Raw genomic sequence first — 14141 nt, forward strand, 5'->3', positions numbered from 1 at the left:
CCGGGCGCGTTCGACGAATCCCGCCGGCAGCGGCCTTCGACTATACTTTTTGGTACTTCGCCTCATTCCGGGAACCCCTCATGACCTTGAATTCGCTCCGTGGCATGCTGCTTGCAGTGATCTTCACCGCCCTGCTTGGCGGCTGTGTTTCGACGTCGGTGGTCTCGGAATGGCGCGACCCGGGCGATCGCGCTGCGCCCTTCAAGAAGGTCGTGGTTTACGTCGTGGCCGACGACGATGCCAGCCGGCGCGTGCTCGAGGATCGTGTGGCGGCGTCGTTTCCCAAGGCGACTCTGGGGGTGCCGAGCTACACGGTGTTTCCGGATCCGAAGGAGATCAACGAAAAAAACCGGGAAATGATCAGCGCGCGTCTCGAACGGCAAGGATTCGACGGCGCCCTGACCGCCCGGCTGCTCTCGGTCGACAAGCAACAGGTGTATCTGGCGCCGCAGAGCCTTCTGGCGCCGCAGGCGATCGGTCCCGATGGTTCTTTCTACGCCTACGCCGCTTATGCCAACACCTCCGGCTACCCCTTGTCGGGTTACACCTATCAGCATTCGAAGTATCTGATTGAAACGATTCTCTACGAAATCCCCGGCGGCAAGATGCTGTGGACAATGACCACTTCATCGGTGAATCCCGATTCCCGCCAGCAACTGGTCAAGGAGGTCACGCGCCTCATTGACAGCGAATTGCAGAAGCAGGGCTTTATTGGCGGCTGAATGCTCGTCGGTGATTCCGAGCCCCCTGCGGGCGGTCGTTTCGCTGCCATCATTGCCGGCGCTTTCCTGACCTTGAACCCTCTGATGAGCGCTGCAAGCGTCTCGTATCCTGATTTTTTTGATGCTTTTTGAACGGTCGAATTGGCCATCTAGCAAAGGACTGAAAATGATTTTCCGTACCCTCATCGCTGCCGGCGTTGCCGCCTCGTTTCTCGTTTCGATCCCGGCGGTAGCCGAGGAGTCGACCTTGGCCAAAATCAAGCAGACGTCGACGATCAAGCTCGGCTACCGCGAGAACTCGCCGCCGTTTTCCTTCCTCTCCGACGACAAGAAGCCGCAGGGCTACAGCGTTGACCTGTGCACGCTGGTCGCCAGGGACATCGCCCGGCAATTGGGCATCGCGAAACTGGAAGTGACGTGGGTAGCGGTGAGCGCGCAGAGTCGCTTCGATGCCTTGAAAAAGGGCGAGATCGATATTGAGTGCGGCAACAGCACGCAGACGCTGTCGCGTCGTGCGGACTTCGACTTCAGCCTGATGACTTTTGTCGATGGCGCCAGCCTGCTCTTCCGCAGCGGCGATAATCCGAAGTCGAGCGAAGACCTCAAGGGCAAGACCGTGGTCGTCGTCGCCGGGACGACCACCGAGGCGACGATGGACAAGCTGTCGGCGGCCGACAAGCTCGACCTGCGGCTGCTCAAGGTCACGGGCCACAAGGAGGCACTGGCGGCGCTGCAGGACAAAAAGGCCATGGCCTATGCGGCCGATCGCACGGTATTGATCACCACCGCGCTGCTAAGCGGCGATGGCAAGTCCTACGCCCTCGCCGACAATCAGTTCAGCTACGAGCCCTATGGCCTGATGATGCGTCGCGACGCGGATCTGCGATTGGCCACCGATCGGACGCTGGCGCAGTTGTATCGCAGCGGCGAGATCGGACCGATCATGCAGCACTGGTTTGGTGCGCTCGGCAAGCCGGGTGACGCGCTGGCGGTGATGGTCCTGCTCAACGGCCTGCCCGAGTAAGTCACTGTAAAAGCCGCCTCCGCGACCCACCAGGGACCCTTCTCGTCGCTGCGGCAGGAGGGCCGGGAAGTGCGGCGGCGAATTTAGGGAGCATGCTCCCTGGCGGTCGAACGATGCCGGCGTGCAAGCGCCGGCTGACCGGCCCTCGCCGGCAGCAGCCGGCGAGAGTCGTTGACCATCAAATGGGGCCGCCGCTGCCGGCCCGGGAGGAACTCACCGATGTCGTCGTGCAATGCTGTCGAGGAGAGTCAGGTCGATTTGATCGTCAGCGGACTCGAATATCTGGCGCAGGGTTTCAGCCTTTTCGACGGCGAACTGCGCCTGGTGGCGTGCAACCGGCAATTTCTCGACTTGCTCGACTTTCCCACCGAGTTGGGGACGATCGGCCGGCCGCTCGGCGATTTCTTCCGCTTCAACGCCGAGCGTGGCGATTACGGTGCCGGTGACATCGAGCAACTCGTCAAGGAGCGCATCGCGCTGGCGAGCAAGGCCGAGCCGCATTGCTTCGAGCGCGTGCGACCGAACGGCACGGTGCTCGAAATTCGTGGCACGCCGCTACCGGGCGGCGGCTTCGTCACCACCTACAGCGACGTCACCGAGCGCAAGACCTGGGAAGAAAGCCTGCAAGCGGCAAAGCACAAAGCCGAAGAGGCCAACCACGCGAAGTCGGCGTTCCTCAACATGGTCACCCACGATCTGCGCACACCGCTGACGTCGATCCGCTCGTTCGCCGAGATTCTCGGCGACGACGCGGCCATCGACGCCGCGCAACGCCAGCAATTTCTCGGCATCATCAACAGCGAATGCCTGCGGCTGGTGCGCATGATCAATGACCTGCTCGACTTTGCCAAGATCGACGCCGGTCGTATGGATTGGTGCATCGCCGACCTCGACGCGGCCGAGCTCGTGCAGTCGGCAGTGACGTCGATGACGCCGGTTTTCGCCGACAAGCGCGTCGCGCTCGAACTGACGCTGCCAGCGCAGCCGCTGCGGATCGTCGGCGACCACGATCGACTGACGCAGGTGCTCATCAACCTGCTGGCGAACGCTTTGAAATTCGCTCCCGAGAACGTCGGTCGCGTGTCCGTTCGCCTCGCCGGCGATGGCAACGAAGTCCGGTTTTCGGTGGTCGACAACGGTCCGGGAATCGCCGCGGAGAAACACGGCGAGGTCTTCGAGGAATTTCGCCAGGTGCTCAGCGCCAGCGGCAGTCGGCCGCCTGGCAGCGGCCTCGGGCTGGCGATTTGCCGGCGTATCGTCGACCATCTCGGTGGCCGCATCTGGGTCGACAGCACGCCGCCCGACGGCGCAAGTTTCAGCTTCACCGTCCCCTACAGCGCCTGAGAGTTGACCGCAATGAGCCTGCAATCGGTACGTGACTTCTTTGCTGCCCGCGATCTCGAGATGCCGATCATCGAACTGGCGGTCAGCACGGCGACCGTCGCGCTGGCCGCCGAGGCGCACGGCGTCGAGCCCGGCCGGATCGCCAAGACGCTCGCTTTTCGCCTGGCCGATGCGCGCGTCGTCATCCTCGTCGCACGCGGCGACGCGCGCATCGACAACCGCAAGTTCAAGGCGGTCTTCGGCAAGGGAAAAATGTCGCCGCCGGAAGAGGTCGTCGAGCTGACCGGGCATCCGATCGGTGGCGTTTGCCCCTTCGGTCTGGCGCAGCCACTGCCGATCTATCTCGATACATCGCTGCAGGATTTCGACGAGGTCCTGCCCGCCGCCGGCGCGATCCACACCGCCGTACGGATCAGCCCGGCACAGTTGCTCGCCGTGACCGACGGCGAGTGGGTCGATGTCTGTCAGTTGCCCGCTTGCTGAAGACGCTGCGCCGCGCCGCGACAAAAGTCGACGCCTGATTCTCGCCACCTTCCCTGATAGGCTTGCAGCAATGAACGACACCATTGACCGCTGGCAGGCCGCAGACGGTAGCTGGCTTGAAATGCGGCCAATGCGGCCGGACGACGAAGCAGGCGTCAAGCAGTCCTTGAATACCTTGTCGGCCAAGGCCAGGCGCAACCGCTTTTTTGGCTCGATCGCCGAGTTTTCCGACGCCGCCGTGCGCCGACTGGTCGTCGTCGACCTGGAAAAAGAGTACGTGTTGGTCGTCGTCCGGCGCGCCGGCGAGGGCGAGGGCGAAGGCGAAGGCGAGGTTCCGATCGCCGGCGGTCGTTTCGTCGAAGACGACGAGCAAGCCGAGTGCAGCTTTTCGCTGCTCATCGGCGACGCGTGGCAAGGTCAGGGAATCGGCCGGCGGCTGTTGAAGGCGCTCGTTCGCGAGGCGTCGCTGCGCGGTCTGCGGACGATGCGTGGCGACGTCCTCGCCGACAACCGAGCGATGTTGCAGCTGGCGCGTTCGCTACACTTTGCGCTGGCCGACGGCGAGCAGGGCGACGGTGTGGTGCAGATCGTTCGCCAGCTTCCCGACGCGGCGTCGACCCGCTGGCGAGGCTTCGTTCGCAAAGTCTTGCGGAAATAGCCGCGCCGCAGCAGGCCACCACAAACAGCAGCGGCTTCATCGGGGAAGGCAGAATTCAGAATTGGCCGCTGTGCAGTACGATCGCCGGCAGGCACAAGTCTCCGGCGGCCATTGACGCCCTAGCGGGTGATCTGAAAACCCGGCACGGAGCATACCTTCGTGGCGAGCAGAGGGAGCTTCCAGGACGCAAGATGCTGGCTATTCCGAATCAAGGATCTCAACAAGCAAGGGCGACCCGAGCATGCGCAAAAAAGTCTGGCTTGACAGCTATCCGGCAAATATTCCCGCAGAAATCGACGGCTGCCCTTTCTCATCCTTACCCGAACTGATCGATGCCACGGTTCGCAAGTTCGCCGACAAGCCGGCCTTCAGCAACCTCGGCCAGACGCTGAGTTTCGCCGAACTCGATCGCCTGTCGCGTGATTTCGCCGCGTTTCTGCAAGGACTCGCCGGCGTCGCGCGAGGCGATCGCGTCGCCATCATGTTGCCCAACCTCCTGCAATATCCGGTTGCGCTTTTCGGCATCCTTCGCGCCGGCATGACCGTGGTCAACGTCAATCCGCTGTACACCGCACGCGAACTGCGAGTCCAGTTGGAGGATTCAGGCGCCAAAGCGATCATCGTCGTCGAAAACTTTGCCCGGACGCTGCAGGAAGCCTTGCCCGGCCTGGCGATCGAGCACGTCATCACGACGCAGATCGGCGACCTCTTGCCGGCGCCAAAACGCTGGCTTGTCAACTTCGTTGTCAAGCATGTGAAGAAAATGGTGCCCGCCTGGCGGATCGACAAGGCCTGCTCGTTCAACGAGGCGCTCGCCGATGGCGCCAGGTCGGAATTTGCGTCCGTGACGATCGCACCGGATGACCTCGCCTTCCTGCAATACACCGGCGGCACCACCGGCATTGCCAAGGGGGCAATGCTCACCCACGGCAACCTGCTGGCCAATCTCGAGCAGGTCAGCCTGTGGATCTCGGCGAGCTTCAGGGAAGGTCGCGAGATTGCCATTGCCCCCTTGCCGATGTACCACATCTTCTGTCTCACCGCGACGCTGGGTTTCATGAAGTGGGGCAGCCTGACGGTGCTGATCGCCAATCCGCGTGACCTCCCGGGCCTGGTCAAGGAACTCGGCCGATGGCAGTTCAGCGTCCTGACCGGCGTCAATACCTTGTTCAATGCGCTGCTGAATACCCCTGGCTTTGAAAAGCTCGATTTTTCGGCGCTGAAAGTGGTGGTCGGTGGCGGCGCCGCGGTGCAGGAAAGCGTCGCCAGGCGTTGGCAAGAAGTGACCGGCAGCCACCTTACCGAAGCCTATGGCCTGACCGAAACCTCACCGGGTGTTTGCTGCACACCGCTGGGCGACCCCTGGAACGGCAGCATTGGCTTGCCGGTCACGTCGACCGAAGTCAGCATCCGCGACGACGACTTCAGGACATTGCCGCTGTGGGATGGCCAAGGCGATATCGCTCAACACACCGGCGAGATCTGTGTTCGCGGCCCGCAAGTGATGCGCGGCTACTGGAACAAGCCGGAGGAGACGGCGAAGGTCATCGAGGATGGCTGGCTGAAGACCGGTGATGTCGGCCACATGAACGCCCGTGGCTACATCACCCTCACAGACCGCAAGAAAGACATGATTCTGGTGTCCGGCTTCAACGTCTATCCCAACGAGATCGAGAACATCGTGACCATGCACCCGGGCGTCGAGGAATGCGCCGTCGTCGGCGTGCCCGATGAGCAATGCGGTGAGGCGGTCAAACTGATCATCGTCAGGAAAGACCCCAGGCTGAGCAAAGACGACGTCGTCAAGTATTGCCACGCGCAATTGACCGGCTACAAGCGTCCGCGCCATATCGAGTTCCGCGACACCTTGCCGAAGACAGCCATCGGCAAGATCCTGCGCCGTGAATTGAGGGACGCAGCGGCCAGCTAGTCCGCAAATTTCCACCAGCAAGCGACTGTCGCGAAGACCCCCGGTCGGTCGCCTTGTCGCGGCGATTGCGAGCCACCCGGTCAGCGACGAATAGGCGCGTCGGGAGCAGGAAAGCAGCCGCCACGCCTCAGGAACGGCTCCCCGTCACGCAGGCCATTCTCGTCTGGCGCGCGGCGCGGTGCCGGTGGTTGGCGAGCTTTCCGGCGCGGCGTCCACACGCTGGCAAAGCTTTGTTCAGCGCGTCTTGCGGGATTAACAGAGCTGCCAGTAGCTCCGGCGCAATCATCGTTGACAGCGGACCTGCCGCGTATCGCTTGGCGCCTGGTAACGGTGTCAGCAGGTTTTCCCTCTGTCCGCAATGGAAATAGATTTGCATGCTCTTCGGGCAACGGTGGAGAATGGCCGCTTCCGCAAGAATCCGTTGTCTTGACGATTCGTCGGCACCGACCGAGGGGGCTTTTCGATGATCGCTGCTGCGCACGTGCGCCAGCTTGCTGGCGGCGAGTTTGTCATCCACCCGCTTGACGCTCATCTGTGGTCGGTCGCCCGGATTGCCGGGCGTTTTGCAGAAGCGATCGATGCCGGGCCGTGGGCAGAGCTTGCCGGCGTCTGGCACGACCTCGGCAAGTACCAGCCGGGATTCCAGAGGTACATCGCTTCTGCCAGTGGCCTCGACGCGCACATCGAGGCCCCCGGCAGGGTCAAGCATGCCATTGCCGGCGCGATTCACGCGACGAGAGAGCTGCGCGAAGACCATGGCCGCCTGCTCGCCTACCTGATCGCCGGTCACCATGCCGGTTTGCCCGACTGGCATCCGGGGGCAGCTGCCGGTGCGGCGCTTTCGCAGGAGCTGCAGGCGGAGGCGGCGACGCTGGCGCAGGCGCTAGCTGGTGGCGCGCCGCAAGCGATTCTCGCGCCTGCCATCGCACCAGGCACGCCGACGATTCGCACGAGCGACGATCTGCACTTCTGGCTGCGAATGCTCTTTTCCTGTCTGGTCGATGCCGACTTTCTAGACACCGAGGCGTTTATGGCCGACGGGCGGGCTGAAATGCGTGGCGCTTACCCTGACATCCCGCTGCTCCGTGAAGCTTTCGAGCGCTACATGGCGAGTCGTTTCGCGGTTGCCGACACGCCGGTCAAGCGCTTGCGTGGCGAGATACTCGCGACTTGCGTCGAGCGCGCCACACAGTCACCGGGTCTTTTCAGCCTGACCGTGCCGACTGGTGGCGGCAAGACGCTGGCCTCGCTCGGCTTTGCCCTTCAGCACGCCCAAAGACACGGTTTGCGGCGCGTCATCTACGTGATTCCGTACACCAGCATCATCGAGCAGACGGCTGACGTTTTCCGCGAGCTGTTCGAGGGTATCGACCCTTCGCCGGTCATCGAACACCACAGCAACATCGAAGCGGAAAACGAGACGGCGAAGAGTCGCACGGCGTGCGAAAACTGGGACGCGCCGATCGTCGTGACGACCAACGTCCAGTTTTTTGAATCGCTCTACGCCGCGCGGCCCTCGCGTTGCCGGAAATTGCACAACATCGCCAACAGCGTCGTCGTTCTCGACGAGGCGCAACTGTTGCCGCCCGAGCATATGGCGCCAATCCTCGACGCGCTGCGGCAACTGCTCAAGCACTATCGGGTGACGGTCGTGCTGTCCACCGCGACCCAGCCCGAGCTGCACAAGACGCGCTCCGATGTCTTCGGTCGTGTGCTATTGCAGGGATTGGGCGAAGCGCGCGAGCTTGCTCCCGATCCGGCACGCCTCTACCGGCAACTCGAGCGCGTCAGCGTCAGCCTACCCGAATCATCGCGGCAGCGCTGCACCTGGCCAACGATCGCCGGCGAGCTGGCCGAACACGAGCGAGTGCTGTGCATCGTCAATCGGCGCGACGACGCGGCGACTCTCTGGGGCCTCCTGCCCGAGGGCGCGTTGCACCTCTCGGCCCGCATGTGCGGCGCACATCGTGCCGAAGTGATTGCCGAAATCCGACGTCGCCTGAGCAATCTGGAGCCGGTGCGGGTGGTCAGCACCCAACTCGTCGAAGCGGGCGTCGATCTGGACTTCCCGGTCGTCTATCGGGCGATGGCCGGCCTTGACTCGATCGCACAGGCAGCAGGTCGCTGCAATCGCGAGGGCCGTCTGCCGCAGAAGGGGCGGGTGGTCGTCTTCAACCCACCGAAGCCTTCGCCAAGCGGGCTGTTGGTGAAAGCAGAACAAGCCGCAGAAATCGTTCTGGCGGGCGCATCTGGTGAGCCCCTCACCCCCCTACAATTCACTCGCTACTTCGATCGTTTCTACGGCGGAGTGAATAGCTACGACAAGGAACGTGTCATGGAGCTTTTGCAGCGCGACGCTGCCAGGGGGGAAATTCAGTTTCGCTCGGCCGCGCAGGCCTTCCGCTTGATTGCCGACGAGGGGCAGCGGCAGGTGATGGTCAGCTGGGGCGAGGGGCGGACGCTGGTCGAGCAGCTCAAGCAGATCGGGCCGAACCGCGATTTGCTGCGCAAGCTGCAACGCCATACCGTTTCACTCTACGAGTACCAGTGGAAGCGGTTGCTCGCCAGCGGCGATCTGGAGTGGCATGGAGACTTTCTGATGCAAAAAAGTGACGCGCTGTACGACGCCGTGCTTGGCTTGATGCCGGAAGTGCCGAATTACGCGCCAGCCAGCCTGGTTGTGTGAAAGGAGCGGTCTTGAAAGATTATTGTCTTGAAGTAAGTGGCGATTTCGCCTGTTTCACCCGTCCGGAAATGAAGGTCGAGCGGGTGAGCTACGACGTCATGACGCCGTCGGCGGCCCGGGCGATCTTCGAATCGATCCTCTGGAAGCCGGCGATTCGCTGGCGGGTGACCCGGATCGAGGTGCTGAAACCGATTCGCTGGATTTCACTTCAGATTTCCTGATCTCGGAGGAAACCGGGTTGGCACTTCAGACAAGAGTGAAGGTCATTCTTGCCCCGGTTTCCGGATGCGGAAAATCTTGCAGGGTGAGTTCCTCGAGGAGCGCGGCGATAGCGCGATCATGAGCTGGGCTGGCCATCCGGTGAATTTTGATGGTCAGGGTGTTGGCTAGCGCGTTCGGTTCGATGTCAGCGGAAGAAACGAACAATTCGCGAATGAGCGCACGTGCGTCGTCCTCCTTCTTCAAGTGGCGGCGCAATAGCGCCACCATGGCGGTCTCGGCCCGGTAGGCGACCATTTTCACGGTATCGCAGAGCATCTTGTTCAGCGGCGGCAGTTGGGTCGGTCGCTCGGTCTCGGGCAGACTGTCGATCGTCACCTTTCGGGGGCTTGCCTTGCGCGCCGCGCAAAGTCGCTTGAGCTCCTCCTGAACGGCCTGCAGTGCTTCGACAGACTCGGCGTTTTTCTGGATTTCGCCGCCGTCGTTCAAGGCCGTCCTGGCGATTGCGGCCTGCAGTTTTCTTTCGCTCTGGCGGGTTTGCCTGACGGCCTTGTCGAGTTCCCGCCAGCGGGGGTTGACGACCTGGTGAGTGCCGGGAAGAGAGTCGTCTCCGTACTCGATAAGTCCATCAATATCATAGTGTTCCATCATGTACGCGAAGTAGTTTTGTAAGTATTCGGCCAACCCGTAGCGCGCCAGCGCCATTGCCGAGGCGGGTTAGCGGCAGAGGACTGATCGGAAGGATCGGTGAAGGGGATAGAGCCAGATATCCTTGATCGGGAGGATCGACTTGCGGGTGGGGCACTTCTTGCCTCGGCCGGCGGTTTGGCCGACCTTGATCCAGTTGGCGGCCTGGTAGCAGGTGCCGCGATGGCGGGGCGTCTCGACGAAGGTTTCGAGTAGTACGGGGCGGTAGCCGTAGCGCGCCAGCCAGTCCTTGGGCAATTGCCGCTGCATAAGCGAGAGGATCTTGGAGGCCAGGCCCTTGCACTGGATCCAGGGCAGGATCAGAAAGCGGGCATTGTTCACCACCAGTTGCAGGTTCCTTTGTCGCTGCTCATCGTGCCAACCGATGAATTGCTCGCGCGCGGCGAGTTTCCAGGCGCTGGCGCCGAAGCTGAGCAAGGCGACCAGGGTCTCGCCGGCGAAGACGAAGTAGCGGCTCTGACTGCCCGCCATGGGCGTGTGGCCGAGATAGTGGTAGCGGGCGATGTACTCGTTCCACAGACGCGAGTTCGCCGAACCGACGACCTGATGCAGACGCAGCGGCGGCAGTTCATGCACCGGCTGGGTGAGCAACGGTTGTGGATCGGTGGCGTGAGTAGGCAGATACTCGGGTTGGCGAGGAGCGGCCCGTCGTGCCGCCGGCAGGGTGAGCAGGCCGTCGGCCTGCATACGCAGCATGGCCACCCGGCAGGTCATATCCTTCAGCTCGCCATTGGGCTTACGCCAGTCGAAGAGCTCACACACCTGGCGCGACAGTTGCGCGCGGCTGCTGCCAGGATGGGCTTCGATCAGGCGGCAGAGGGCCTGCAGTTCGTCGTCGGTAAAGTGACGCCCGCAATAAGGCTTCACGAGCTATCGATGGGACGGCTCTGATCGACCGGGATGCCACGCATCTGAGCCAGTCGATCGGTCGCCATCGCCCAGGGCAGAAAGGCACTCAAGTCCGTCGGCGGCAGGTTGCCGTTGGCGGCGCAGGCCTCCAGATACGCCGTCAGCCAGGTGCGCGGGTTGATTCCCCACAAGCGCAGCGTCAGCAGCAAGCTGAACATCGTCGCGGCGAGTGCGCCGGACCAGAGACTGCCCGACCCATAGAAGTTCTTGCGTGCGACCACCGGCGTGCGCTGTGCGCGCTCGGCGGCATTATTGTCCATCGCCACCTCGGGGCGGTCGACAAAGACGGTCAGGCCGGACCAATGTTTGCGCATGCTTCGCAGCACCTTGCTCGCCGGCATTTTGAGCGCCGGGTTCGCCAGTTCGCTTTCCCGTTGACTGGCCATTTGCGTGATCGCCTGCCGCAAGGCGCGGTCGCGTTCGGCCCACTGTACTGGGTCGCTACGGACTTCCAGGCGCCGTCCATTCAAGTGGTAGAGCTGAGCGATCTGCTCGACCCAGGCCAGTGCCCAGTCCGCGAGCTCCGGATGGGCGTTGGCCAGTTCCAGGAAATCACGCCGCTGATGTGCCCAGCAGAAAGCCAGAATGAAGTGGTCAAGAACTCGCGCGAGCTTCTTGTAGGCCGAATAGCGATCACAGATGATGACTCCTCCGGCGCTACCGGAGAGCTCCCGGATCGGCACCGCCGCCGAGCGGCTCGGGTCGAGCACGAAGTGGATGACCGATGGGCCGTGGAACACCCAGAAATACCAGCGATGTCCGACCTTCCCTTCGGTCTCGGCAAAGACCCGCCAGCGGGTCTCGTCTGCGTGCCACTGTTTCTCGCTGCGTAGTTGGCCAAGCAGTGCTTCTTCAAGCGGCTCGAACAGCGGTGCCAAGGCACGCAGTCCGCCGGCCACCGTTCCTGCCGAGAGCGTCAGTCCGTGGTCGGACAAGTCTCGCAGAAGCCGATGCGTCGGCTGGCCGTACAAGAACTTCGACAGCAGCAGGTGCACCCAGATCGACACGCCGTACTTTCCACGCGGGATCAATCGTGCCGGCGGTGGCGCGGTCAGAATACCCCGCGCGCCCGAACACTGACAGGTCCGCCGGTAGCGCCGCCGGCAGATCTTCCGGCGGTAGGCCTTGACCTCGATCTCGAGGACTTCACTGTCTTCCGTGCCGGGAAAGTCGACGTAGCCCAGACCACAGTCCGGGCAATGCGGGCAGTCGATGTCGATGACCTCGATCTGCGTCGGCAAGTGACTTTCCGGGTTCCGCCCGTGACCCGCTGCTCCCGGTTGCTGACCTCGAGCTCGCGACGATTTTTGGTCCGCCGCCGGGTTCTTCTCGGCTCCCGAAGAGCGTTCTGACTTGCGACCAAACAGGCGTTTTTGCAGATCGCGGATCTTGCCCTTGGCCTGCTCCAGTTCGCTGCGCAAGGCCGCCTCGCGCGCCGCCGCTTGCGCCATTTCCACCCGATGAGCGGCCTCCGATTGCGCCAACCGAACCAGCGCTTGTCGATGTTGGCTCCGCCAGAAGCTGGCCTCCCAGCGGAGCTTGATTTCCTGCTCCTTGGTCAACGTCACCAACACCTCGGCGAACGGCGCCACTTGGCGGTGACTTGCCGCCGATCCTCCGCCAATGATGTCCGCACCCGTGTCCATGCGCCGCATGGTGCCGGATTTCCGCTGCTGTGTCCAGTCCAGATTTCCGGTCTACCCGCCAATCGCTGACTGAACCACGCCGACCAAAAAAGCGGGGGCTACGGGTTCACCGAATACTTACGTAGTTTTCCTGGCACCAACGGGCGAACATCCGCCCAGCGATGGTGGTGTTTCCGAGTTGCCGGGCGGTCGTGATCACGGCTGTTTGATGTCCCGTCTGGGTCAGCCGACGAACTTCGCTCACGGCCAGGCTGCTATCGCCTGTGCCGAGTCGGGTTTCGCGCATGGCGAGTTTCATCCCGGTGCTGCCGCCTGCCGGCAGATGGACTTCCTGTTCCTGAAACACCTCTTCGGACCAGAGGTCCTTGACGTTCTTGCGGTAGGTCAGTGCGCCGATGCGCTGTTTCCAGAGTCTGCCGAGGAGACTCTGGGTGGCCCCTTCCCGATCGAAGACCATGACAAACCGGTGCAGGGTCGGGTCGGCGTCCAGTTCGGCCGGCGTCGGCTGTCCCGGGACAATCTCCAGCAGTTGGGGGACGATGTCCTTGAGCAGGGTCTCGGCGAGTCCGTCATTGAGCGGCTGCGAAACCACAAAGAACGGGCGACCCAGGGCATCGTTAACCCAGTAGTCGGTGGTGCCCCGCAGGCACAGGCGTTCGCGCGAGACGTAGCGCTTCGACAGCCTGGCCTGCTCGCCGTGATACACCCGAACATGACCATCGACATACAGGTAACCCGCTTCTTCTGGCTCACTTTCCATCCAGAGCTTCGCGAGATCCCGCATCCAGGCTGCCGGGTCACCCGTCTTGGCCAGCAGATGGACCTTTTCCCGCAGGGTGCGGACTTCCGGTACCCGGTCCAGGCCGATGACTTTGCCGAGTTCTCCGGGCGAGGTTTGTCGCAGATGTTCCGGCCGCTTGATTCGCCCCAGGGCCATGAAGCCGAGGACGAGAAGGATGTGCAAGGCGCTGTAGAATCCCCGGGGCAGCTTGAGATGGCGATCCAGGCCGGTCAGTAGCCCGTTCGCGCACAAGGCCGGCAAGCCGGCCAACAGCCCCCCCATCGCCACATCGTGGCTCGCTTCGAAGCGCGTCGTCGCACCGGTCGCCAATCCCAGCGCCGTTTGGATCCGCTCGTCGGCGCGCGTGCAGGCGGTGCCCATCCCCGCGGCGGCTTCCGCATCCGCCCGGCTGCGCTCACTCTTGGTGCTCGCCGCTTCCAACTCCCCTGCCTCTTGCGGCAAGGCGGCCAACTGCGGCACGCCCTGGCGCCGGATCGCCTTGCGCAGCGTCGACTCCTGGACGCCCACCTGCCGTGCCACTTCGGCAGGACGCTTTCCCTCGCTCAACAGCCGCGCGCATTCGGCACTCTTGTCCGGCGTCATGATCCGCGGCCGGCTCGCCGCCGCCGGTCGAAAGAAAGACGATGGCCCGGCTTTGCGGCTTTGTCCCACCCAGTTCATCAGCGTGCGGTGCGGGATGCACAGCGGTGGCCTTTCCAGTTCGACCGCCTTGACGTGCCCGTTCTCCATCAGGCTGGTCAGAGCGAACCTGCGGCCAGCGTCGTCTCCTACGGGGTGCGAGAAGTAATTGTCTCCCCCAACAAAGTAGATCGCTTGGCCATCCTTCTCCAGAATCGCCAACCCTTCTCCCACTTTCTGCGCACCATCCGGAAACCCTGGAAGCCACGATTGCCTCAACGTCTGCTCCTCCTTGCACTCCTAGCGAAGCTTGGTTTATGCCATAAGAAAATCATGGCCGTCAAAATAAAGTGCCACGTGCAATTCCGGAATTCTACCTACATTCCCGGCCG

The 14141-nt window shown here is 62.8% G+C and carries 11 protein-coding genes and 1 pseudogene; 8 read left to right on the forward strand and 4 right to left on the reverse strand.

Going from position 1 to position 14141, the window contains the following annotated elements:
* Window positions 1-80 precede the first annotated feature (80 nt).
* The 8 genes and pseudogenes from QZ656_RS21990 to cas5c form a co-directional block, all read left to right on the forward strand.
* A complete protein-coding gene (locus QZ656_RS21990) occupies window positions 81-722 on the forward strand; it encodes a hypothetical protein (RefSeq protein ID WP_291995411.1) in 642 nt (213 codons plus the stop codon).
* A gap of 166 nt (window positions 723-888) precedes the next feature.
* On the forward strand, window positions 889-1746 hold the full coding sequence (locus tag QZ656_RS21995) for an amino acid ABC transporter substrate-binding protein (protein WP_291995412.1): 858 nt from the start codon (window positions 889-891) through the stop codon (window positions 1744-1746).
* A 219-nt stretch (window positions 1747-1965) separates the two neighbouring features.
* The gene (locus tag QZ656_RS22000; RefSeq protein ID WP_291995413.1) at window positions 1966-3090 is read left to right on the forward strand and encodes a PAS-domain containing protein; all 1125 of its coding nucleotides are present in this window, start codon (window positions 1966-1968) and stop codon (window positions 3088-3090) included.
* Between the two features lie 12 nt (window positions 3091-3102).
* Window positions 3103-3573: a YbaK/EbsC family protein gene (locus QZ656_RS22005; RefSeq protein WP_291995414.1), complete on the forward strand. Its 471-nt coding sequence runs from the start codon at window positions 3103-3105 to the stop codon at window positions 3571-3573.
* A 70-nt stretch (window positions 3574-3643) separates the two neighbouring features.
* The gene (locus QZ656_RS22010) at window positions 3644-4231 is read left to right on the forward strand and encodes a GNAT family N-acetyltransferase (RefSeq protein WP_291995415.1); all 588 of its coding nucleotides are present in this window, start codon (window positions 3644-3646) and stop codon (window positions 4229-4231) included.
* A gap of 241 nt (window positions 4232-4472) precedes the next feature.
* Window positions 4473-6161, forward strand: a complete 1689-nt coding sequence (locus QZ656_RS22015) for an AMP-binding protein (protein WP_291995416.1) — start codon at window positions 4473-4475, stop codon at window positions 6159-6161.
* Window positions 6162-6624: 463 nt separating this feature from the next.
* Window positions 6625-8847, forward strand: a complete 2223-nt coding sequence (gene cas3, locus QZ656_RS22020) for a CRISPR-associated helicase Cas3' (RefSeq protein WP_291995417.1) — start codon at window positions 6625-6627, stop codon at window positions 8845-8847.
* Between the two features lie 11 nt (window positions 8848-8858).
* A pseudogene (gene cas5c, locus QZ656_RS22025) lies at window positions 8859-9059 on the forward strand (type I-C CRISPR-associated protein Cas5c); the annotation flags it as partial.
* Window positions 9060-9093: 34 nt separating this feature from the next.
* On the opposite strand, the gene QZ656_RS22030 reads toward cas5c, so the two are convergent.
* The 4 genes from QZ656_RS22030 to QZ656_RS22045 all read right to left on the reverse strand — a co-directional run bounded on the left by QZ656_RS22030 (window position 9094) and on the right by QZ656_RS22045 (window position 13971).
* Entirely contained in the window at window positions 9094-9750 is a 657-nt protein-coding gene (locus QZ656_RS22030) for a putative transposase (protein WP_291995418.1), read from the reverse strand.
* A 33-nt stretch (window positions 9751-9783) separates the two neighbouring features.
* Window positions 9784-10641 carry a DUF4338 domain-containing protein gene (locus tag QZ656_RS22035; protein ID WP_291991654.1) on the reverse strand — a complete coding sequence of 286 codons (858 nt, stop codon included), beginning with the start codon at window positions 10639-10641 and terminating at the stop codon, window positions 9784-9786.
* Window positions 10638-12338, reverse strand: coding sequence for an IS66 family transposase (locus QZ656_RS22040; RefSeq protein ID WP_291991655.1), 1701 nt, complete (start codon window positions 12336-12338; stop codon window positions 10638-10640). Before QZ656_RS22040 ends, QZ656_RS22035 begins: the two co-directional genes overlap by 4 nt.
* A gap of 97 nt (window positions 12339-12435) precedes the next feature.
* On the reverse strand, window positions 12436-13971 hold the full coding sequence (locus QZ656_RS22045) for a helix-turn-helix domain-containing protein (protein ID WP_291995419.1): 1536 nt from the start codon (window positions 13969-13971) through the stop codon (window positions 12436-12438).
* Window positions 13972-14141: the final 170 nt, after the last annotated feature.

The sequence above is a fragment of the Candidatus Accumulibacter sp. ACC003 genome (genome assembly GCF_907163085.1).
Lineage (GTDB): Bacteria > Pseudomonadota > Gammaproteobacteria > Burkholderiales > Rhodocyclaceae > Accumulibacter.

Bases quoted from the DNA above. Each gene is read 5' to 3' on its own strand.
- QZ656_RS22005 (WP_291995414.1), top strand. From the start codon at position 3,103: ATGAGCCTGCAATCGGTACGTGACTTCTTTGCTGCCCGCGATCTCGAG.
- QZ656_RS22040 (WP_291991655.1), bottom strand. From the start codon at position 12,338: ATGCGGCGCATGGACACGGGTGCGGACATCATTGGCGGAGGATCGGCG.
- QZ656_RS22000 (WP_291995413.1), top strand. From the start codon at position 1,966: ATGTCGTCGTGCAATGCTGTCGAGGAGAGTCAGGTCGATTTGATCGTC.
- QZ656_RS22010 (WP_291995415.1), top strand. From the start codon at position 3,644: ATGAACGACACCATTGACCGCTGGCAGGCCGCAGACGGTAGCTGGCTT.
- QZ656_RS21995 (WP_291995412.1), top strand. From the start codon at position 889: ATGATTTTCCGTACCCTCATCGCTGCCGGCGTTGCCGCCTCGTTTCTC.
- cas3 (WP_291995417.1), top strand. From the start codon at position 6,625: ATGATCGCTGCTGCGCACGTGCGCCAGCTTGCTGGCGGCGAGTTTGTC.
- QZ656_RS22015 (WP_291995416.1), top strand. From the start codon at position 4,473: ATGCGCAAAAAAGTCTGGCTTGACAGCTATCCGGCAAATATTCCCGCA.
- QZ656_RS21990 (WP_291995411.1), top strand. From the start codon at position 81: ATGACCTTGAATTCGCTCCGTGGCATGCTGCTTGCAGTGATCTTCACC.